At 42.2% G+C, this 21165-nt stretch carries 19 protein-coding genes, 1 pseudogene and 1 other annotated feature; of the genes and pseudogenes, 7 read left to right on the forward strand and 13 right to left on the reverse strand.

Annotated elements, in window-relative coordinates:
* Nucleotides 1-24: 24 nt before the first annotated feature.
* From NLX67_RS09975 to NLX67_RS09985, 3 genes are all read right to left on the reverse strand, one after another.
* On the reverse strand, nucleotides 25-1266 hold the full coding sequence (locus NLX67_RS09975) for a glutamate-5-semialdehyde dehydrogenase (RefSeq protein ID WP_254311618.1): 1242 nt from the start codon (nucleotides 1264-1266) through the stop codon (nucleotides 25-27).
* 11 nt (nucleotides 1267-1277) lie between these two features.
* Nucleotides 1278-2393, reverse strand: coding sequence for a glutamate 5-kinase (gene proB, locus NLX67_RS09980; RefSeq protein WP_254311619.1), 1116 nt, complete (start codon nucleotides 2391-2393; stop codon nucleotides 1278-1280).
* A gap of 45 nt (nucleotides 2394-2438) precedes the next feature.
* Nucleotides 2439-2646: a binding site (T-box leader), on the reverse strand.
* Between the two features lie 31 nt (nucleotides 2647-2677).
* Complete coding sequence (locus tag NLX67_RS09985) at nucleotides 2678-3313, reverse strand: NUDIX hydrolase (RefSeq protein ID WP_254311620.1); 636 nt, start codon at nucleotides 3311-3313, stop codon at nucleotides 2678-2680.
* A gap of 1230 nt (nucleotides 3314-4543) precedes the next feature.
* Between NLX67_RS09985 and NLX67_RS09990 the strand changes: the two genes are divergently transcribed.
* Both NLX67_RS09990 and NLX67_RS09995 read left to right on the forward strand, forming a co-directional pair.
* Nucleotides 4544-5629 (forward strand): branched-chain amino acid aminotransferase, encoded by a 1086-nt coding sequence (locus tag NLX67_RS09990; protein WP_254311621.1) that lies wholly within the window; start codon nucleotides 4544-4546, stop codon nucleotides 5627-5629.
* Nucleotides 5630-5754: 125 nt separating this feature from the next.
* Entirely contained in the window at nucleotides 5755-6675 is a 921-nt protein-coding gene (locus NLX67_RS09995; RefSeq protein WP_254311622.1) for an MBL fold metallo-hydrolase, read from the forward strand.
* A gap of 241 nt (nucleotides 6676-6916) precedes the next feature.
* Here NLX67_RS09995 and NLX67_RS10000 read toward each other — a convergent pair whose 3' ends face one another.
* The gene (locus NLX67_RS10000; protein ID WP_254311623.1) at nucleotides 6917-7996 is read right to left on the reverse strand and encodes a tyrosine-type recombinase/integrase; all 1080 of its coding nucleotides are present in this window, start codon (nucleotides 7994-7996) and stop codon (nucleotides 6917-6919) included.
* 181 nt (nucleotides 7997-8177) lie between these two features.
* Between NLX67_RS10000 and uvsE the strand changes: the two genes are divergently transcribed.
* Nucleotides 8178-9056 carry a UV DNA damage repair endonuclease UvsE gene (gene uvsE / locus NLX67_RS10005; RefSeq protein ID WP_254311624.1) on the forward strand — a complete coding sequence of 293 codons (879 nt, stop codon included), beginning with the start codon at nucleotides 8178-8180 and terminating at the stop codon, nucleotides 9054-9056.
* A 32-nt stretch (nucleotides 9057-9088) separates the two neighbouring features.
* Here the strand turns inward: uvsE and NLX67_RS10010 are convergent, their stop codons facing one another.
* From NLX67_RS10010 to nagA, 5 genes and pseudogenes are all read right to left on the reverse strand, one after another.
* On the reverse strand, nucleotides 9089-9256 hold the full coding sequence (locus NLX67_RS10010; RefSeq protein ID WP_254311625.1) for a phosphoheptose isomerase family protein: 168 nt from the start codon (nucleotides 9254-9256) through the stop codon (nucleotides 9089-9091).
* A gap of 41 nt (nucleotides 9257-9297) precedes the next feature.
* A pseudogene (locus tag NLX67_RS23210) lies at nucleotides 9298-9833 on the reverse strand (sugar isomerase domain-containing protein).
* Between the two features lie 13 nt (nucleotides 9834-9846).
* Complete coding sequence (locus NLX67_RS10025) at nucleotides 9847-10569, reverse strand: GntR family transcriptional regulator (RefSeq protein ID WP_254311628.1); 723 nt, start codon at nucleotides 10567-10569, stop codon at nucleotides 9847-9849.
* A 13-nt stretch (nucleotides 10570-10582) separates the two neighbouring features.
* A complete protein-coding gene (nagB, locus tag NLX67_RS10030; RefSeq protein ID WP_254311750.1) occupies nucleotides 10583-11308 on the reverse strand; it encodes a glucosamine-6-phosphate deaminase in 726 nt (241 codons plus the stop codon).
* Nucleotides 11308-12480 carry an N-acetylglucosamine-6-phosphate deacetylase gene (gene nagA, locus NLX67_RS10035; protein WP_254311629.1) on the reverse strand — a complete coding sequence of 391 codons (1173 nt, stop codon included), beginning with the start codon at nucleotides 12478-12480 and terminating at the stop codon, nucleotides 11308-11310. Before nagA ends, nagB begins: the two co-directional genes overlap by 1 nt.
* A 443-nt stretch (nucleotides 12481-12923) precedes the next feature.
* On the opposite strand from nagA, the gene NLX67_RS10040 reads away from it, so the two are divergent.
* Both NLX67_RS10040 and NLX67_RS10045 read left to right on the forward strand, forming a co-directional pair.
* Nucleotides 12924-13364, forward strand: coding sequence for an Hsp20/alpha crystallin family protein (locus NLX67_RS10040; RefSeq protein ID WP_254311630.1), 441 nt, complete (start codon nucleotides 12924-12926; stop codon nucleotides 13362-13364).
* 165 nt (nucleotides 13365-13529) lie between these two features.
* Entirely contained in the window at nucleotides 13530-14291 is a 762-nt protein-coding gene (locus NLX67_RS10045; protein ID WP_254311631.1) for a polysaccharide deacetylase family protein, read from the forward strand.
* Between the two features lie 610 nt (nucleotides 14292-14901).
* Here the strand turns inward: NLX67_RS10045 and NLX67_RS10050 are convergent.
* Nucleotides 14902-16083 (reverse strand): SAM-dependent methyltransferase, encoded by a 1182-nt coding sequence (locus NLX67_RS10050; RefSeq protein ID WP_254311751.1) that lies wholly within the window; start codon nucleotides 16081-16083, stop codon nucleotides 14902-14904.
* 380 nt (nucleotides 16084-16463) lie between these two features.
* Here NLX67_RS10050 and NLX67_RS10055 point away from each other — a divergent pair, with 380 nt between their 5' ends.
* Both NLX67_RS10055 and NLX67_RS10060 read left to right on the forward strand, forming a co-directional pair.
* Entirely contained in the window at nucleotides 16464-17030 is a 567-nt protein-coding gene (locus NLX67_RS10055) for a DUF2238 domain-containing protein (RefSeq protein WP_254311632.1), read from the forward strand.
* Between the two features lie 24 nt (nucleotides 17031-17054).
* On the forward strand, nucleotides 17055-17648 hold the full coding sequence (locus NLX67_RS10060; RefSeq protein ID WP_254311633.1) for a DUF2238 domain-containing protein: 594 nt from the start codon (nucleotides 17055-17057) through the stop codon (nucleotides 17646-17648).
* A gap of 110 nt (nucleotides 17649-17758) precedes the next feature.
* On the opposite strand, the gene NLX67_RS10065 is transcribed toward NLX67_RS10060, so the two are convergent.
* The 3 genes from NLX67_RS10065 to NLX67_RS10075 form a co-directional block, all read right to left on the reverse strand.
* Nucleotides 17759-18880, reverse strand: a complete 1122-nt coding sequence (locus NLX67_RS10065; RefSeq protein ID WP_254311634.1) for an NADH-dependent flavin oxidoreductase — start codon at nucleotides 18878-18880, stop codon at nucleotides 17759-17761.
* A gap of 108 nt (nucleotides 18881-18988) precedes the next feature.
* Entirely contained in the window at nucleotides 18989-20011 is a 1023-nt protein-coding gene (locus tag NLX67_RS10070; protein ID WP_254311635.1) for an LLM class flavin-dependent oxidoreductase, read from the reverse strand.
* Between the two features lie 125 nt (nucleotides 20012-20136).
* Nucleotides 20137-21150, reverse strand: coding sequence for an LLM class flavin-dependent oxidoreductase (locus tag NLX67_RS10075; protein ID WP_254311636.1), 1014 nt, complete (start codon nucleotides 21148-21150; stop codon nucleotides 20137-20139).
* Nucleotides 21151-21165: the final 15 nt, after the last annotated feature.

Genomic DNA, 21165 nt, shown 5'->3' on the forward strand with positions numbered 1-21165 from the left:
GGGAAATAATTCCCGCGCGCTTTTTTAATGCCGTATTTGCCCGGAACCGCGGACGAGTGATTTCACGGTTGTAATCGCTTTTAATCCCATTGGACCACGCGCATGGAGCTTTTGTGTACTAATACCAATTTCAGCGCCGTAACCAAATTGTTCTCCATCTGTAAATCGTGTGGAGGCGTTTCGGTATAAAACGGCGGCATCAATCCCACGGAAAAATAAATCCGCATGCTCATCGTTTTCTGTTACGATCGCTTCGGAATGCTTTGTACCGTAGCGGTTAATATGAGAAACGGCTTCCCGCGTATCTCCAACGAGCTTAGCAGAAAGTGTCATTGCTAAGTATTCCTGTCCCCAGTCTTCTTCAGAAGCAGGAATGACATTATTATACTCACGGGTTAATTCTTCATCTCCACGCACTTCTACACCCGCAGTCTGAAGGACGGACATTAATTCCTGCTGGTAGGGCCAATCACGGTGGATCAAAAGGCTTTCTGCTGCATTGCACACAGATGGACGGTGTGTTTTTGCATTTAATGCAATGTTTATAGCCATCTCTTTTTCGGCCGATTCATCGATGAAAATATGGCAATTGCCAACGCCTGTTTCAAGAACAGGAACTGTAGACTGCTCGATAACAGATTGAATTAATCCGGCGCCCCCGCGTGGAATGAGCACGTCTAAATAATCATTTAGCTTAAACATTTCTGATGCGGTCGCTCGGCTTGTATCCTCCAAAAGCTGGAGCGCGTCAGTTGGAATTGGTGATTGATCAAGTGCCTGCTTCATAACAGCAGTCAGCGCTTTATTGGAATGGAGGGCAGATGTGCTTCCACGCAACAATACTGCATTGCCTGCTTTCAAACAAAGTGTCGCAGCATCAACAGTTACATTTGGGCGTGCTTCATAGACCATGCCGACAACGCCAAGCGGAACACGAATCGTTTCAATATTCAGGCCGTGTTCCGTTGTCCATGATTCCACGACTTCCCCAATCGGATCGTCTAATTTCGTCAGCTGACGGACTGAGTCTGCAATCGCTGCAATGCGGTCTTCAGTCAGTTGCAGCCGATCGAGCAGTGAATCGGTGAAACCGGCTTCGCGCCCCGCATCCATATCTTGCTCATTAGCAGCTAAAATAGCAGTTGTCTGATCGATTAAAGCATCTGCAATAAGCAGAAGTGCGTCATTTTTCTCTTTCGTTGATTTCATCGCCATGTCAAAAGATGCTTGTTTTAAAAGCGTGGCTTTTTGTAAAAGTTCACTCATTTTCCCCACTCCTAGCCTTCATTTTTTAATGTGACCCAGTTGTCACGATGAATCACTTCAGCCCGTTCGTTAATTGAATACGCTTTTGCTTCAGGGCCTGGCAGTCCTTTCACTTTTTCAAGGTCGATAGATGAATAAAATACTTGGCCGCGGCCAAGGAGATTGCCGTTTTTATTGCGCACATCCACTACATCTAGTGCATCGAATAAACCGTCGATAGCTATAATTCCAACAGGAAGGAGGCTTTTCCGACCCTTTAGGACGGCGGTTTCCGCCCCAGTATCAATCGTAATGGTTCCAGATGGTTTAGCATGGTGGGCAAGCCATTGCTTTTTTCGCTGCATATGCTGTTGCATCGGTGATCCGATGTACGTTCCATCGCCTTTTCCTTCGACGATGTCCAGCAGCTTGCGTTCACCAGTGCCATTGCCGATAAAAACAGAAACACCAAGAGATTGTGCTTTATCCGCTGCTAATAGTTTGGATTTCATGCCGCCGGTTCCGACTGACGACCCGCTTCCACCGGCTGCTTGGAGCATCTCGCTTGAAATAGCAGGGACGAAATTAAACCGCTTCGCATCCGGATTTGTTTTCGGGTTGTTGTCATAAAGCCCATTAATATCAGTTAAAATGACCAGTCCATCCGCCTGCAAAAAGCCGCTGACGAGTGCTGACAGCATATCGTTGTCTCCATACGTCAATTCTTCAATTGAAATAGAGTCATTTTCATTAATAATCGGCACGGCACCGCGATTTAAAAGTTCGGTCATCGATGTATAAAAATTTTGAAACCGTCCTTTTGAGTAAAAGTCGCCTTTCGTCAAAAGTATTTGAGCAGCTGTAATGCCCTTTGGTGACAGGTGCGAAATGTATCGCTGAATTAATAAGCTTTGCCCAACGGCGGCAGATGCCTGGCGGGCAGCCATCACTTTCGGGCGGGATGGATAACCGAGTGCCCGAAAGCCGGCAGCCACTGCACCCGATGAGACAACAATGACTTCATGTCCCGCTTGTTTCATCGCCGAAATAGCCGACGTGTGGTCAGCAATTTTTTCTTCAACAATATTTCCGCTGTGATCTGTTAACGAACTGCTGCCGATTTTCACGACAATACGTTGTTTTTTCATGAGTCTTCATTCCTTTTCAATAAAAAAAAGCACACCGAATCGTCCATAAAGGACGGGTATGCTTTCCGTGGTACCACCTTTTTTGACGCGAAACTGCGCCCACTTTACATCCGTAACGGGGAAAAACCGGCTTATGTTTTCATAAGCAATGTTTACTAGGGCAGGTTCAATGATGTTTTCCGCAGGAGTTTTTCAGCCGATGAACCCCTTCTCTGATCCGGATACATGTCATTTACTGATCCCATCATTTTATCAATATTCTTCTTTATTATCGTATATTCTGACTATTTGTCAAGTACAGGTGGGTGCTCCCGGATCACATCAAGAAAATGCTTAAGAATCCGGGCGGTTAATCCCCAAATGATTCGGTTTTCATAAAAATAAAAATATTCTTCCATTGATTTTGTTTGCCAGTTGTACTCTTTTCCCTGGCTAATTAAATGAAATGGAAAATTTTCGTCCGGCTCAGGTCGCAGCTGAATGTAATGAATGTCCGGAACTGCTTTTAATAAAAAATCAAGTGGCACTGTAAATATTTCATCGACTTCCGCCTTGTTTAAATTCATTTCGGACAAATTAATCATTCCTGCGTAGGTGTAAATAATCGTACCGAACGGGGAGAGCATAAAGTCAAGAGGGAAGAGAAGATCAATATTCTCCGCTGGAACCCCAAGTTCCTCGTGTGCTTCCCGAATTGCCGCAAATTCAGGATCTGGATCGTCAAGGTCAATTTTACCGCCGGGAAAACAAATTTCACCTGGCTGCCGCCGCATAAACAGAGAACGGACTTCAAATAAAACATGAAGTCCATCTTCTTTTTGAACGAGAGGAAGCAGCAATGAAAATTTAGACAGATTTTCACCGCCCAGTATATCCGGGGTTCTGTGTAAAAAAACGGATTTTAATTCATCAATATTCATGCAAACAGCTCCAGATTTTTTCTTTTATTATAGTAGATTTACACGATTTAAAAAAGCCAGGCAGGGTGAGGAAGAGGTATTTGTGACAATTTATAATGCACACACACTTTTGCAGGGCTTTTGATCAGCAGTTATTCGATTCTTTTCTTGGCAGGTTTTTTCAAATGTGCATGGTATAGACACGAATTAATTCCTTAAAACACCATTTTATTGGAGTGGGATGGGTGGGTTCAACGATTAGAATAAAAACCACAAAATTCAATTTTACTATTTTAACAATGTGCATAATTCAAATTAAAATAACCATATACAAAAGCAACAGACATCTTTTAGGGAAGCTGTCCCGCTTTTTTACTTGAAGACGATAGGTGAAGCTGTCCGGACTTCGCGCACTTTAGGGCAGTGCGGAAGCCTCCTCGGCGTCCGCCTGCAGGGTCTTCCGACTCACTGTGCATCCCGCAGGAGTCTTCGCCCGAACGGCTTCACCAGGTGTTTAGAAAAGCAGCGATGGAGAGCGGGTCTTTATATACGGCAATTCTTTCACAATCGTCCGGGACATTTCTATGTATTCTTTCACTTAAAAAATTTAATTTGTCTACACGCTAACCATAGTTAAAACTATGGCCTATAAAAAAAGAATTATGTATGTACAAAAACGATATTAAAAAGACTTTGTCACCATTAAAATAATCAACAGGACAGCTGCAAGGTGAGTAATACCATTAAATGACGCCATTTTTTTGCCAATATGAACATACGAATCCGGAAAATTGTCTCCTTGATGAGCATCCAAAATTTTCTTTTGCTCAGCTATTTTCTTTAGAAGAATAACGCCAACAATTGGCTGAATTGATTGCTATGTAAATAACAAAAGACACAGAACTTGCCTCCTAGAATTTCGGTAGAATCATCATGCTAAAAATAGTAACAAGATTGTTGAAAATATTTCAAAAAAGAAATTTCTTCTTTGTGATTTAAATATCGATTTTTCTTTTTACAATAAAATGCCAGTGAAATATGAGGAACTGCAGGAGAATGCAGATGGGAAAAGAATGTCTTCCTTTTGCTTCTAAAGACAGCGTCTTATCCGTATTCATAATGAGGAGCCAAAATAGATGGTGAAAAATTTTGATTTTACAGTGTGAAAATATTCAAAAAAAATGTATGATAGAAGAAGTACATACATCAGCGATGCGCTGACTAATTTTTACAAATGAGGAGTCCTGGAAGATGACACAAGAATTGACCGTACAATTAGCTGACAAAAAAAGAGAAAAACCCGATCAGGCAAATCTCGGGTTTGGCCGTGTTTTTACCGATCATATGTTTATGATGGATTATACGGAAGGCAAAGGATGGCATGATGCGCGCATCACTCCGTATCAGCCGATTACCCTCGATCCGTCGGCTATGGTGTTCCATTACGGACAGACGGTATTCGAAGGGATGAAAGCTTATTTAACGGAAGAAGGCCGCGTATTTTTATTCCGTCCGGAAAAAAATATGGAACGTCTAAACCGCTCAAACGACCGCCTCTGCATTCCGCAGATTGATGGTGACTTTGTCATCGAAGGATTAAAGCAGCTGATCAAGGTTGACCAGGAATGGATTCCAACTGCTGAAGGCACATCATTATACATTCGTCCGTTTATTATTGCGACAGAACCGTTCCTTGGTGTAGCGCCTGCAAAAAACTATACGTTTATGATTATTATGTCACCGGTGGGGCTTTACTACAAAGAAGGCATTGCACCGGTTAAAATTTTAGTGGAAAATGAATTTGTCCGCGCGGTAAAAGGCGGCACCGGCGAAGCAAAAACAGGCGGCAATTATGCATCCAGCTTAAAAGCGCAGGAGCTTGCGACTGGAAAAGAATATTCCCAGGTACTTTGGCTCGATGGAGTAGAGAAAAAATATATTGAAGAAGTTGGCAGCATGAATGTCTTCTTTAAAATCAACGGTGAAGTTGTTACGCCTGCACTGAACGGAAGCATTTTACATGGTGTTACCCGTGACTCGGTCATTCAATTATTGAAGCACTGGAATGTTCCCGTTTCCGAGCGCCGTATTTCAATGGAAGAAATTGCACAGGCACACCGTGACGGAAAATTGGAAGAAGCATTTGGTACAGGCACCGCTGCTGTTATTTCGCCGATCGGTGAGTTTTTCTGGGGTGACGAACAAATGGTATTGAACGGTGGGAAAACGGGAGAGTTATCGAAACGAATTTATGATACAATTACTGGCATTCAAAAAGGTGCTCTTGAAGATCCGTTTGGCTGGGTAACAGAAGTACCGGTTTCTGCGGGAAAATAATAACATAAAGAATCAAAGGCTAAAAGCGTGGCGTCCTGCCGCAACGCCTTCGTGATTCACATCGTGCGGACCCAACGAACTGCTTTCGGGCAGTTCGTTTATTTTCTAAAAATAGAGGTGTTGAAATGTCAGCGGTTTCACTAGGATTTGATTTGTCATTGATTGATTTGCATGATTTGGGGTTATCGAGACGGACTAGTTCGTATGTTTTTCATGAATCGAAAAAAGCGATTATTGAAACGAGTGCAAGCCCATCTGTCCCTTATTTACTTCGCGGGTTAAAAGAGCTTGGAATATCACCGGAGGAAATTGAGTATGTCATTGTTACTCATATCCATCTTGATCATTCAGGCGGTGCGGGTTTGTTTTTACAGTCTTGTCCAAATGCAAAACTAGTTGTCCACCCAAAAGGCTCACGTCACTTAGCAGATCCGAGCCGGCTTGTTGCAAGTGCAAAAATGGTGTACGGCGATCAGTTTGAAGACTTGTTTGATCCGATTGTGCCGATTCCTAAAGAACGAATTATCGAGATGGAGGATGGCGGGAAATTGGACCTTGACGGACGGGAACTGACATTTGTTCACACGCCTGGACATGCCAATCATCACTTTTCAATTTATGATAAAAAATCCAATGGAATTTTCACTGGTGACACGGCAGGTATCCAATATGCGCAGCTCACTGATGAAGGGTTTTCGTTTTATTTGCCAACGACATCACCGAATCAATTTAACCCGGATGAAATGAAAAAATCCATCCAAAAAATGATGTCGTTTAACCCGGAACGAATTTACTTTGGCCACTACGGAATGACGGAAGATCCGGAAACAGCCATTGACATGGTGATAGAATGGCTGGATATTTTCATGGAAACAGCAGTAGGAATAACAGATGCTGACGAACTTGCGGCCTTATTATATTCAAGAGCACAGCAGTATCTGTTTCAAAACGGCATAGATGATAATCATCCTGTACATGACATTCTCCGCATGGATTTTCATATTTGTTCTCAAGGGATTATTCTTTATAAAGAATTGAATAAGTAATCGACAAAGGGAGCCGCCAGTTTGAAGTTGGTCTTTACACATTCGGAGATAATCGAATTATTGGCTGTAGAAATTGCGCCGACCGTTCGAAGAGAAATTAATAAATAGACTACATACAAAAGCCGGCGAATTTTCGCCGGCTTTTGTATGTAGGAAAACAAGAAAATTATGCATGCATCGAAGTGGACTATGATCCGATTTTCGCATTCTCGATGCACGAGAATGCGAATCTCAAGCACGGTTAAAAACGAATATTTTTTAAATGATCATGCATCCGGTCTTCCTGAATTCGCTCCAAGTATAAATTAGTGGTGGAAATATCTGCATGTCCAGCAAGATCTTTTACAACGGCAAGAGGCACGTCCTGTTCAAGGAGTGATGTCACAAAAGTGTGTCGAAACCAGTGTGGGCTCACAGCGGAATTGCTGCCTGCAAGCTGAACAGCTTCTTTCACAATTTTATAAAGAGCTGCATATGATAACCTTTTTTTATCTGTAAGTGGATCCACTTTGTTATACATAGCATAAAACAATGGCTCGCTTGAATGCGGGTCAAGATCCTCGAAGTCACCGCAAATGTTTCGATAGTTAAATAAAAGAGACTCTGTTTCGTTCATAACCGGCAGTGTCCGCTCTTTGCCGCCTTTTCCGACTACGTCTACAAGCAAATCTCCCCGCCGATTGCGCCGAAAGCTTCCCCAGTTTAATTGAATGAGCTCGGATGCTCGAATGCCGAGTGTTAACAATAAAAAGCCGATCAGCCGATTGCGCGCTTTCAATTGTTTGTCATTTTTATCTGTTTTGACAGTTTTTGCGAAGCAATCGATAATATGTTTTGCTTCATTAGAAGACAACTCTCGCATTTCAGTCCGGTTTTCGCTTGAATGTGACACGTGTCCTTTTTGGATAAGTGGCTTTTGAATCCAGACAGACAGCCGTGTTCCATAAAAGTGAGTATTAAAGCCAAATTCGAGAAAACGGCGAAAGAATTCCAGTTTGCGAAGTGCACTTTTTGGCTTGTATGATTCAATGATTAAGCGATTATAAGCTTTTACTTCCGGAAAGCCGATATTTCGGAATGTGAGAGAGTGGGCAGCGAGATACGAAAGCAATGTTTTCGCATCACTCCGATATGCTTTTATCGTATGAGGGGAAAAGGTCCGGTTTTCTTTTAAAATCCCTATCGCAAAAAAATATTCCAAAAATTCTTCATCGGTACAATGGGCCAATGATAAGTTGCGTTCTTCATCGAGTAAATGTTGTTTGGATTGAAGCAGCTGCAAAAAAGCGTCGTGTGAAGATAAAATTGCGGGTACATTCATGCCTTTCCCTCCTTTACAGTAATATTATTATGTATAGTAAAGATAATCAGACATTATCTTTACTTCTAATTGTAACAGTTTTAAATTTGCAAAGAAAGCATGTATTCATGTATATTGAAGCGGTTCACTTGTTTTAAAACAAGGAAAAAGTAAGGGAAAATTGACGAAAAGGAGACTGAATATGAGAATTGGCTACGCCTGTATCAATATGAAAATGCCTTCTAAGTTTAAAACGTGCCGGTTGAAAACGGCCAAGCTGGAAGGGATGCAAAAAGTAAAAGAACTTACACTTCATAATTTAAATGAAACGCTGGAGATCATAAAGTGGAACATTGCACATAATATTTATTTTTACAGGATGAGCAGCAATCTCGTGCCGCTTGGAACGCATCCGGTTATGACATGGGCATGGGAAGAGGATGAAGAGGTCCGCTATATTACTGATCAAATCAAAGAACTGGTTGAAGCGTATAAGCTTCGTTTATCTGTTCATCCCGGACAATATACGCTTATCAATTCACCCAATGAAGAAGTCGTCCGCAAGTCCATTTTGGACTTAAAACATCATCAACAATTGCTGGCGCTTACCGGAGGAACGGATATGATTTTACATGTTGGCGGTGCATATGGAGATAAAGAAGCCGCGAAAAAACGCTTCGTTTCTGCTTACCAGCTGCTTCCTGATGCTATTAAAAATGTTCTGCGAATTGAAAACGACGATAAAATTTTCACGATTGATGATGTACTGAATATTTGTCAACAAACAGGTGCGGCCGCTTGTTTTGATATTCATCACCATACTTGTCATCATGAAGGAGAAGCTGACATTAAAAATGTGATGCAGCGGGCAATAGCCACATGGGAAAAGATCGGCATCCCGCCGAAAATGCACATCAGCTCCGGAAAAACAGGGAAAACAGACCGGGCGCACCATGCATATATTTTAGAAGAGGACTGGCATTATTTAATGAAACACCTGCCGGATCATTCGGTGGATGTAATGGTGGAAGCGAAAATGAAAGAACAAGCCGTGTTAAAAATAAGAGAAAGAACCCAGTGAAAAAGCGCTTATCCAAAAATGGAAGGGCGCTTTTAACGTAACAATGGAATTCGTTGTTGATATTGATGAATAAGAGATTGATTGTATTCATCGGCATCTGGTCGGTTGCCGCTTAAAAAAATCGGCGGGTTAAAACCGGACTTGATCATTTTTTCGATTGAGGCTGCGATGATGCCATTTAATAAAGCTGCGCCAATCACCGTTGAAACCGGTGAAAACGGGGCAGGAGCCTTCTCGTGTGTTAATTCTCGTGTGTTAAAATCGCGTCTCCGTGCGGGGCGCCATTATCGCTCACAAGGTCAGCGGCATCACCCAGTTTAATCTGTTTCTTATGTCTAGACAGGACATTTTCTGAATATGCCGCTGATGTAATAGCGATCGTTTTGGCACCGGCTTTTTGACCTTGAAGCAGCATATCAACTGGAACAGGATTGATGCCGGATGTGGAGATGACAATCAACATATCGCCAGAACGTATATCCAATTCGTCTACAAATGAATCTGTGTAGCTGTTTTGGCGCTCGAGCATTGAAGAGTGAACGGCTCCTTTATGCAGCATCTGTCCAATAAAATTGGACAGATGCAGGCGAGCCCGCCAGCCCGGTAAAATAATTCCTCCGCCAGCATATGAGAATGACCGCAGCCAAATACATGAATAACGCCGCCTTTTTGAACACAATCAGATATCCACTCAGCCGCAAGATCTGCCTGCTTTGTTTGTTTTTGTGCAGTCTCCACCAGCATATTCGCTGCCTGTTGAACATATTGAAAATACATCCTGCCCCACCCTTTACCGGTTAATATCGATCGTGAACTTGTAGCGGTCGGACCGGTAAGATGATTTCACGTACTCAAGTGGTGTTCCATCTTTTAAAAAGGTATTTCGTTCAATTAATAAAACGGGCGCGCCTTTTTGAACGAGCAGATGCGGCCTTTCTATTTCATTAACAATAGCCGCTTCAATGGATTGAACGGCATGTCCAATTGCAAGGCCGAGCTCCTCTTCAATGTAATGATAAAGGGACGCGGCGGTAATGGTTTCAGTCAGTCCTTTTACGAGGTTCGCTGAAATATAAACGGTTTCAAGTGCCATCGGAACATCGTCTGCCAGTCGAATCCGCTTAATTTCATAAACCGGTGTGTGTTCTTTTAAAGAAAGCCGTTCTGCGACTTTTGCATCCGCTGGAATGATTTCAAAGGCAAGCAGCGTATTAGCTGGGGTCATCCCACGCGCTTTCATATCTTCTGTGAAACTTGTCAGCCCGGAAAGCTTTTGCTCAAGCTTCTGTTCTGCCACAAACGTGCCGCGCCCTTTTTGGCGATACAACAGTCCTTCATTCACAAGATTGGTGATCGCCTGCCGAACCGTCATTCGGCTCACATCAAGCAGCTCTGCATATTCGCGTTCAGAAGGAAGCAAATTGCCCGGTGTCAGTTCACCGTTTTCAATTTGCTGGCGGATAGAATGCTCCAGCTGAAAATAAATCGGCATAGGCGAGTGTTTATCAATCATCGTGTTCTTCCTTTCACGTAACTATTGAGAGCGCTTCATCATCTGCTATTATTGTAACATGGGGGTGATGATGCAGCACGGACGCAGGAAAGTCTTCCGAAATTTCCCCTGACAATAACTGATGGACTGCTTCTGCTTTTTTTGCGCCGGAAGCCAGCAGCAAAATCTCGCTGCTTTTCATAATAGAAGCAATGCCCATTGTGATCGCCTGCTTTGGTACCTCTTCAATCGATTGGAAGAACCGGGCATTCGCTTGGCGGGTTGACTGGGCTAATGTTGTAATATGAGTCGTTTGATTAAACGAGGTACCGGGTTCATTAAATCCGATATGCCCATTTTGTCCGATCCCGAGAACCTGTACGTCAATGCCTTTTTCATCAATGATGGATTCGTAGCGTGTACATTCTTTTTGTAAGTCTGCTGCTTCTCCATTTGGAAGATAGCTATTTGATAAAAGAGTATCCAGATGGCGAAAAAGGTTTTCTTTCATATACGAGTGGTAGCTGTTCGGATTTGAAGCAGGCAGGCCGATGTATTCATCTAAATTGATCGTTGTAACATGCTCATAAGATGTTCCATGTTCCTTGCGGTCGAGAATTAATTGTTCATACAATCCTTTTGGCGTGGAGCCGGTTGCCAGGCCAAGGGCGAGGCTTGGGTTCTGCTCTATCTTTTTTAATAAAAATTCAGCGGCTCTTTTGCTCATTTCTTCGTAGTTAGACACTTGAATAATCTCCATCATTTTGTCTCCTTTTGAAAAGCGATCATGCCGCGGCAAATCGTTTTTTGGACACGGAACTCCTTGTCGTAAATAACAATGTCCGCATCTTTCCCGATCGTGATGCTGCCTTTGCGGTCATATAGATTGGCTTGCTTCGCAGGGTTTTCTGCGGTCATTTTTATAATGTCCTGCATGGTGCAATCTGTGAATTTCCTCATGTTTTGAATGGCTTTTTGCATCGATAATGTACTGCCGGCGAGTGTGCCATCACGAAGAACAGCTTTTCCATTCGTGACGCTGACCGCCTGGCCGCCTAATTCATACTCCCCATCCGGCAAGCCTTTTGCACGCATGGAATCCGTAATAAGAACGGTACGCTCAGCTGTTTTTTGGTTAAATGCAAGCCGGACCATATGCGGGTGAATATGAATGCCATCCACAATCATCTCCGTATACAGCCCATTATGGAGTAAAGCGCCGCCGACCGTACCTGGTTCGCGGTGGTGCATGCCGCGCATGCCGTTATATAAATGAGTGATATGCGTTAAGCCATTTTTTGCGGCTTCATTAAGCTGGTCAAATGTTGAATCCGTGTGGCCGGCCGAAGCGGTAATATGTAACTGGGCTAAAAACGACACAAGTTCTAAGCCGTTTTGTTCCTCTGGCGCCAATGTGACCAGCCTGATTTTTTCTCCTGAGAGTGTGTGCCATCTTTTAAAAAGGGATACATCTGGTTTTAATATAGCGTCGCGTGGCTGCGCCCCAGGGTGTTTTTTTGAAATGAAAGGACCCTCTAAATGAATACCGGCAATCTCTGCTGTTCCCGGTGTCTGCTCATAAGAAGCAATGCAGCTGAGTACTTTTTCAATGGCTTCTTTTTGCTGTGTCATGGTCGTCGCTAAAAAAGTGGTCGTTCCTTCTGAAGGGAGATAAGCCGCCATTTTATGCAGAGAATCAAGGGACGCATCCATTACGTCCGCGCCTGCTGCACCGTGAATATGGATATCAATGGCCCCGGGCAAAACGAGCGTTTCATCCGAAACGGTTAGGACTTCGATCGATTCATGCTGTGGACTTTGTGAAATGGGTCCCACTGCGGCAATTTTGCCATCCGTTATACGGATAAAACCGGGTTTGAACACCACATTTTCCGCATAAACCGAGCCGCCTTCAATTACATAATCATTCATTGTAACGCACCTCTTATTTTCTTTTAGTATAAACAGTTTAAAGGAATAAAAACTAGTTGTCTATACCAATATTTGATGGTTGTTAAAAAATATTCGAGGTTTTAATTTGAAATATTTTTCAATTGGTATAGACAACTATACTTATATATGAAAAAGCGCTTTCTGATTGTTGTCTTGTTTATCTTCTGACGAAAATTTCGAATTTCTCAAAATGCAAGACACCGTTCGAATTAATGAACGGTGTCTCTTTTGAATTCATTGTCTTAGTTAGAAGGAGAATCATCATCTTGAGAACTTGCCGGGGCAGGATCGTGTCTCCAGCATGAGGAAGCTGCACAGGGTGGGAAGCCAAGGTGCTGTGAGAATGTTGCAATCGCGGGGACAATTTTATCGATTTTGCATACTTTATAAAGAAAACCTTAAGAAAGGGGAGAAAGTACCTGATGAAACCTGATAAAAATAACCTTACAAGCCTATTTGATGGATCTTTTAATCATTTTATCAAGACTTTTGATTCTTTTTTTGACGAACCATTTCGACATTTCGATGATTTTCTTAGCCGAGATTCTTTTTCTGTTAATGTCCATGAAACAGCCAATGACGTTGTGATTGAAGCAGAACTTCCAGGCTGCAAGAGAGATCAAATTCAGGTAGAAATTTTACGCAATGATCGATTGAGGATTCTTGTAGAAAATGACGTAACAACAGAAGTAAAAAAGGATGAAAATATCCAGTATTATAAAAAACGAGCAGCGGGAAAAATGGAAAGAATCATTCAATTGCCGTTTCCTGTCACAGATGAGGCTCCGAAAGCGACTTGCCGAGATGGATTATTAAAAGTTGTCCTTAAAAAAGGAAAGCGACGATTTGTTGACATTGAATGAATTCCTTAAAATGGAGGCTTTGTCTATAAGCTGAAGGGGGCCGGTACTTTAACGGTCTCTTTTTTCTTTGATTAAAAATATTTCTATATTTGTACCGGTATAAGAATGGGGAATTAATAAATAATAAACCCAAGTACTACATTTTTCATAAGACCGAGGTGTTTTATGCTTTGGAAACAAGATGTTTTAGCTATCTGTTTATTTTCTCTGCAGTTATTCCAGATTTCCTTTCCTTCTCCTGCTAATGGACAAGTGCTGGACCGGCCTTACTATGAGGAAAAAGGTGATGTTATTTGGGACATACCAACAAAGGAAAAGATTGTAGCAATTACCTTTGATGATGGACCAGACCCTATTTACACACCGCAAATTTTAGACGTATTAAAGAATAATAACGCTCACGCTACCTTTTTTTTATTAGGGCACCGCGTAAAAAAATATACAGAAATTGTCCAGCGTGAAGTACGAGAGGGTCATGAAATTGGAAATCATACCTATACGCATCCGAGTTTTTACAACATCTCACAATCAACATTATTAAATGAGATCGACAAGACAGAAAAGTTAATGAATTTCCAAGAAAGCTACAACGTGAAATTATTTCGGCCACCTGGGGGCGCTGTAAATAAAGGAATAATTGATGCGTTAAAGAAACAAAATTACACGATCATTTTATGGTCATGGCACCAGGATACAAAAGATTGGTCCAATCCAGGGGTGGATACCATCGTAAACCAGGTGCTTTCAGACGTTCGAAACGGTGACATTATTTTATTACACGATTCTGGCGGCAATCGGACTCAAACAGTCAAAGCATTGAAGGTTTTATTACCTGAACTAAAAGAAAGGGGATATAAATTTGTTACAGTAGGGCAATTGCTGCAAAATCACCCTAAATTTCAAATCCCACTAAACGAATTCAGATAAACAAAATCATTGAAAGCAAAAAGAACCTTAAAACGATCAATAATAATCAAAAAAGGTTGGTTTAATGAGCCGACTTTTTTAGCTTTGAAAAAAAGCTTGCTGGACATGAAGGAGATTTATTCAACTGAACAGTATCTTGTTTTTAATAAGGGCTTATATGAATGCCGTCATCATTTTCCAATCAGCAAAAAATGTGTTGGTATTAAAAACTGCAAGAGATTTGAAACGAAAGAACTACAATGAAACATTAAAAATAAATACAAAGAATTAAAAAGCAAGTATCTTGGTTTTTAAAGAAATGTGCGGGGTATAAAAGCAATATAGCAATAAAAATTGTAATACTGGGTGGGATGGCATGAGTGGCCGTCAAGGTATCCGGCGTAGGTGGGGCCGATACGAAGAACAGAAATAATTTTTCGTTCTTTTTGTTGCTAGCAAATGAAAACTGCATTTAATTTTGATCCGTTACTATCCTTGAACGTTTATATTTTCAGAATAGATCAAGCCCTATCTAATGCGGATAGGGCTTGATTTATTTTACGGCTTCTGATCGGCTCTTTTATTCTTTTCCTTCTTGAGAGAAGAATCCTCCTAATGGTGTAGAAGAAGGTTATAAAAGATATAGATAATCCCTTGTCGTCGGTAATTCATTATTCACTCCTTTGCTGATAAGGAATTGATGCAAATCTGAGTTTCCCATATTAAAATTTGCTGCGCATGCATTTAAATAAAGACGCCACATGCGGATAAAACGGTCATCGAATCTTTTTTCGACTTTATCGATATTCTTTTCAAAATTCATAATCCAGTGTTGAAGTGTCCGATAATAATGCAGACGGAGGCTTTCAAGGTCGATGATTCGAAAATTATGAAGTGACATGTGATTGATCAGTTCTCTTACGGAAGGGATATATCCGCCTGGAAAAATGTATTTCCCCAAGAATGTATTTACCTCTGTCTCAAATAGGCCGGTAATACAGTGAATCAGCGCGACGCCTTTTTCTTTTAACAGCTTGTCCACTTCATCCATAAAGATAGGGATATTTGCTTGTCCAACATGTTCAAGCATGCCAACACTGACAATCCTGTCAAACATCATTTTTTCTTTACTTAATTCACGATAATCGACTAAACGCACTTCTACCTGGCCGACAAGTCCATTTTCCTCAATACGCTTTTTTGTTTCCAGGTATTGCTCCTCGCTCAATGTAATCCCCACGGCCTTCACCTGATAGAATTTAGCCGCTTCGATAATCAAATATCCCCATCCGCATCCAATATCAAGTAATGTCTGGCCGGGTTTTAGATTTAATTTCTTTAATGTATGGTGAATTTTGTTCATTTGAGCTTCATATAAGGTGTCTTCTTTTGTTTTAAAATAAGCGCATGAGTAACTCATAGTCTCATCAAGCCATAAACGATAAAAATCATTACCTAAATCATAATGATAAGAAATGTCTTCTTTTGACTTCTTCACCGTGTTTGATTTGATTTTGGATATCTTTCCAAGGACTTTATGCTGGTTTAAGAAACTATCTTTATTACTGAAAATAGATTCAATAATTTTCTCTATGTTCCCCTCGATGACCAATTCACCGGACATGTAAGCTTCAGCAAGTGCCAACGTCGTGTCGCTTACTAATTTTTTTGTGTTCAGCGGTTTTTTGAAAATCAGTCGAAAGGCAGGTTCCCCTTTATTGAAAGCTTTTTCTTCTCCGTCCCAGAAAGTAACGAGAAACGGGTCGTTAGAGGCTTTTTCTAAAATTTTTTTGTAAATGGGCTTTTCTAGGATTGCAGCCATATTTCATCTCCCCATTTTTTTGGAATTTTCAGAATTAAAACTCCGCATTAGGTTAAGTTAATTTTCCCCTTCAATAATAAGCTGATCGATCAAATAACGGGAAATTAATGTATTTTGGTTTAGTATGGGCTGTTATAAGTAAAATCATACATATTGGAAAGGTGTTTTAAAGTAATAAATAGTTATATGCAATCGATGTTTTAAAAAGAACACACTGTTAAGATACTGTTCGCGCTTTCAATATTTTTTAGCGCCCAATATTTGGTTTATGCCGGATTTCATGCTTCATCATTCCCTGATTTCCTTTCTTATGATTGCCCCTTTTTTAGAAGGGACATAATGAGTATGAAATTTATAAATGAGGTGATGGGTTGAAACGTAAATTAATCATAATTCTAGGCGCGATATTTGTTCTGCTAATGACTGTTGCGTTGATCATTCATATCATGCATGATAATGAATCCGGCCGACGTGTAGCAATTGGGGGAATTACTGTCAGTGCTTTGCCCATGCTGCTGTTATTTTTGAAAAATAATCCGTTTAATATTCCTATCATCATTGGTTATTATGTTTTCCTTTTTTGTGCGACTTTTTTGGGCGCCACTTTGCATTTTTACGTCACGTTCAAATGGTGGGATATGGCCCTTCATTTTTATGCGGGACTCTTCGCGGGGTTTATTGGGATTGCACTTTATAAGCTTTTCATCCCGCCAGAGGTACGAAAAGATGTGTCACGCTGGATTCTTTTTCTTTTTGTCCTTTCGCTCGGAACATTTGCGAATGCCCTTTGGGAGATCTATGAATTCGCAGGAGACCAGACGGTTACCCGCACTATGCAAAAAGGCGGAAATACAGACACTATGGGTGACCTGCTTTTTGGAATAGCAGGGGGCCTTCTGGCAGCAATTTATACAAGCAGTCAAAAACAAAAGGTATGAGAAATAAGAGGGGAAGGCGAACAGATGAAAAGCAGGATAGTTATTTTCCTAAGTGCTGCATACGTTCTTTTCATGGCTGTATTAGCTTTTTTTTACTACGTCAATGGTGATCATAAAAAGGCTCTTGTTGCAGCAGGCGGCGTTGTATGTGGAGCAATTCCTCTCCTTTTGGGGCTTTTTATCAGGCTCCAATTTAATTTGCCCCTTATCGTTTTTTATTTTTTGTTTCTCTTGGGTTCACAATATTTTGGATCGATTTTAGGATGGTACGGGCTTGGCTGGTGGGATTTCTTTTTGCACGTCATGAGCGGAGTCCTTCTTGCATTTGCAGGTATTGCTTTGTATGAGCGCTTTGTTCATAGAAGAGCGGGCAAAGAGATCTCATCTTGGTTTGTCTTTCTATTTACTCTTTCTTTTGCCGTATTAGGCGGCGTTGTGTGGGAGATTTATGAATTTAGCATGGATCAATTTTTCGGAATGACTTTGCAAGGCGGCGGGAATAAAGATACCATGCTGGATTTAATAGCAGATACGATTGGAGGAATCGTTATTGCGTTACAGGCTGGTTTAAGGAAGCGTTTGAATACGTCTAAAGACAAGGAAAAGCAGGAGGGATAGGGGCATGACAGCGGCATATTTACTCCGTTTATTGTAGTCAGGTAATGGTAAATTAACAAAGAAAAAACCCGGAATTTTGGCTCAAAAGGCCAAGATTTCGGGTTTTTCAATTACACGACCGGAATCCAGCCCGGGATACTTTGATAGTACTCCATCATTTCGTCCGAAAGGACCAATTCTTTTTGATCTTCTTTTGGTAAAGTGGTACGAATTGTTTCTTCCTGACCTTTTTCTACCTTTTGTATCCACTTAGGCTCCATAATTAAGGCGCGGCCTAACGCAATTAATGGTACGCCCGTATCCAGTGCTGCGATTACATCCTCTGGTGTGTGCAGCATGCCGACACCGATTACTGGAACACGGTCTCCTGCACGCTCTTGAATCATTACGACACGAGATGTTTTGTCATTTGTATCACGGATGGATCCGTTCCAAAACGCGCCAACGGAAATGTGAAGATAATCCAATTGTTGGTCAGCTAACTTATCCACTAATACCAATGTATCTTCCATGGTGATACCAGGATTTTCTCTTTCTTCAGGGGACAAACGGTAACCAACAATAAAAGGTTTTTCAGCGTGGTCAGCAACGGCTTTTTTCACTGCCTCTACAACTGCCAACGGGAAAGCCAAACGCTTTTCAAGTGTGCCTCCCCATTTATCTGTTCTTCGGTTTGAATGCGGGGAAAAGAACTGCTGAAGCAAGTAAGTATTCGCTCCGTGAATTTCAACTCCATCAAATCCCGCTTCAATTGCTCTGCGAGTCGTTTCTCCAAAGGCTTGCACCATTTCCGCAATTTCTTCAGGTGTCATCTCGCGAGGTACCATAGCGTCATCACGTTCTGCTGCTACTGCACTCGGGCTAATGGGCTGGCCATCCGGTAAAAGTTCAGGCGGACACATTCTCCCGCCATGAAAAATTTGCAAAATGGCTTTAGCGCCTTCTTCTTGAATGGTTGTTGCTAATCGTTTTAGACTCGGGATCAATTCATCAGAATCTGCTCCAAATTCACCCGGGAATCCTTGGCCGTTTCTTTTTACATACGTGCAGGCAGTGATAACAGTACCAACGCCGCCAGAACGCGCGCGATAATAAGCGAGCTCTTCATCTGACACTTCTCCGTTATCGTAGGCAGCAGTGTTCGTCATCGGTGCCATCACTATACGATTTTTAATTTCGACTCCAGAAGGGAATGTAAAAGGTTTAAAAGCTGGTTCATATTTAGAATTCATTGTTAAATCTCCTTTTGGTATAGTCCGCTGCACACGTTTTCCACATATAAACAACGTGTGCAGCGGACTTAATTAATGAATAATCCAGTTGTTGCAAGTTGGTGTTTTTTATTTTGTAATATCGGCCACAATTTCATAAGAACGAAGACGCGCCTGATGATCAAAAATTTGACCGATGACCATCATTTCGTCCGCCTGGGTATCATCTAAAAACGCCTGCATTTTTTCTTTCACGGTTTCGGGGCTGCCAACGATGGAAGAGCCCAGCTGATGCTGCAAAGCGTCGATTTGATATTTGCTCCAATGATCTTCCAAATTTTCTACAGGTGGCTGCAACGGCATTTCATTCCCTTGGCTCAAGTTTAAAAATTGCTGCTGCAGGGTAGTGGCCAATAGTTTTGCTTCCGCATCCGTATCTGCGGCAATGACGTTAACCCCAACCATTGCATACGGTTTGTCAAGAATATTCGAAGGCTGGAAAGAACGGCGGTATAAATCCAGAGCTCCCAGTGTGTTGTTAGGAGAGAAGTGGCTGGCAAAGGCGAATGGCAGACCGAGCTGGCCAGCCAGCTGTGCGCTGAATCCGCTTGAACCGAGCAGCCAGACTGGAATATTCAGACCTTCTCCAGGAATAGCTCGTACATGCATTTTTCCTGCCGCCAAAGACGGGTCAAAATAGGCGAGAAGTTCCATCAATTGTTCCGGAAAATCCTCACCATTACTTCCAAGGTTACGCCGCAAAGCCTGTGCGGTACGCTGGTCAGTGCCCGGCGCACGGCCAAGGCCGAGATCGATACGTCCTGGAAACAGTGATTCGAGTGTCCCAAACTGCTCGGCGATGACGAGGGGAGCATGATTTGGCAGCATAATCCCGCCAGAACCAACCCTGATTTTTGATGTGCCGGCTGCCACATGACCGATTACGACAGAAGTGGCCGAACTGGCAATGAAGGGCATATTGTGATGTTCAGCGAGCCAGTACCGGTTAAAGCCCCATTTTTCAGCATGCTGGGCAAGATCCAGCGTGTTTTGAAACGAAATGGCGGGAGTACCACCGACTACAATCGGCGAAAGATCCAATACTGAATATTTAATATCGCGTAGTTGTTTTGTGTTTTTAGAGCCAGACATAGTTTCAACTTCTTTCTATTTATAATACAAGCTAAAGGGAATTTTTTTGTCTCTTTAATTATTGTCCTGTAAAATACGTTCTTTTATTTTTCTTAAACAACTTCTTTGCCGCTACGTTCAACCTTTTAGTAGTTGGCAGCCTCAGCCAAAATTTCATAAGAGCGCAGCCGGGCCTGATGATCAAAAATTTCGGTGTGGGCCATTATTTCGTCTACTTCCGTTTTTTCAATCAGCTCTGCTAGTTGTTGTTTAATGCCCGATGGATCCCCGATGAGGGACGTAAAAAGCTGTTCTTCTACTGCTTCGCGCTCACGCTCACTCCAAATTGTCTCCATGCTGTCCACAGGAGGCTGCAATGGTGCCGGCTGTCCACGGGTTAACAATAAAAATTTTTGATACATGGAGGTGGCAAGCCTCTGCGCTTCTTTCTCCTCATCTGCTGCAACTACTTGAACAGATAAAAGTACATATGGTTTATCAAGCACTTCGGACGGGCGGAAATGCTCCCGGTAAACGGCCAGTGCTTCCATCATATTGCCTGGAGCAAAATGGCCGGCAAAAGAAAACGGCAGCCCAAGTTTCCCAGCCAACTGGGCGCTGTAAAGCCCTGAGCCCAGCAGCCAAATCGGCACTTCGCTATTCTCGCCAGGAATCGCATGGAATGTGTGTGATCCATTAGCCAATGATGTTCCTGATCCGTATAAGTAAGCGGTCAGTTCTTGAAGACGCTCTGCAAATTCCGGTTCTCCGGCAGCACGTGAACGCAATACTTGGGCTGTGTAGGCATCGGTGCCTGGCGCGCGGCCTAAGCCAAGATCAATCCGGCCGGGAAAAAAGGCTTCTAGCGTCCCGAATTGTTCGGCCACCGACAATGGAGAGTAGTGAGAAAGCAGCATTGCGCCGGAACCAATACGCATTTTTTCGGTTACAGATGCTACTCTTCCAATGACAACCGGCGAAGCAGAACTGGCCATTCCCACCCAATTGTGATGCTCAGCCAACCAAAACCGCTTGTACCCCCATTCTTCTGCTTTCTTAGCTAAATCAAGGGTATTATGAAGGGACAGCTCAGCAGAACCTCCTGCTATAATGGGAGATGGATCAAGTACAGAAAGCGGTGTTTTTACTAAATCAGCCATAAATAAAGATATCCT

Origin of the sequence: Domibacillus sp. A3M-37, from assembly GCF_024213455.1 — a bacterium.
GTDB lineage: Bacteria > Bacillota > Bacilli > Bacillales > Domibacillaceae > Domibacillus > Domibacillus tundrae.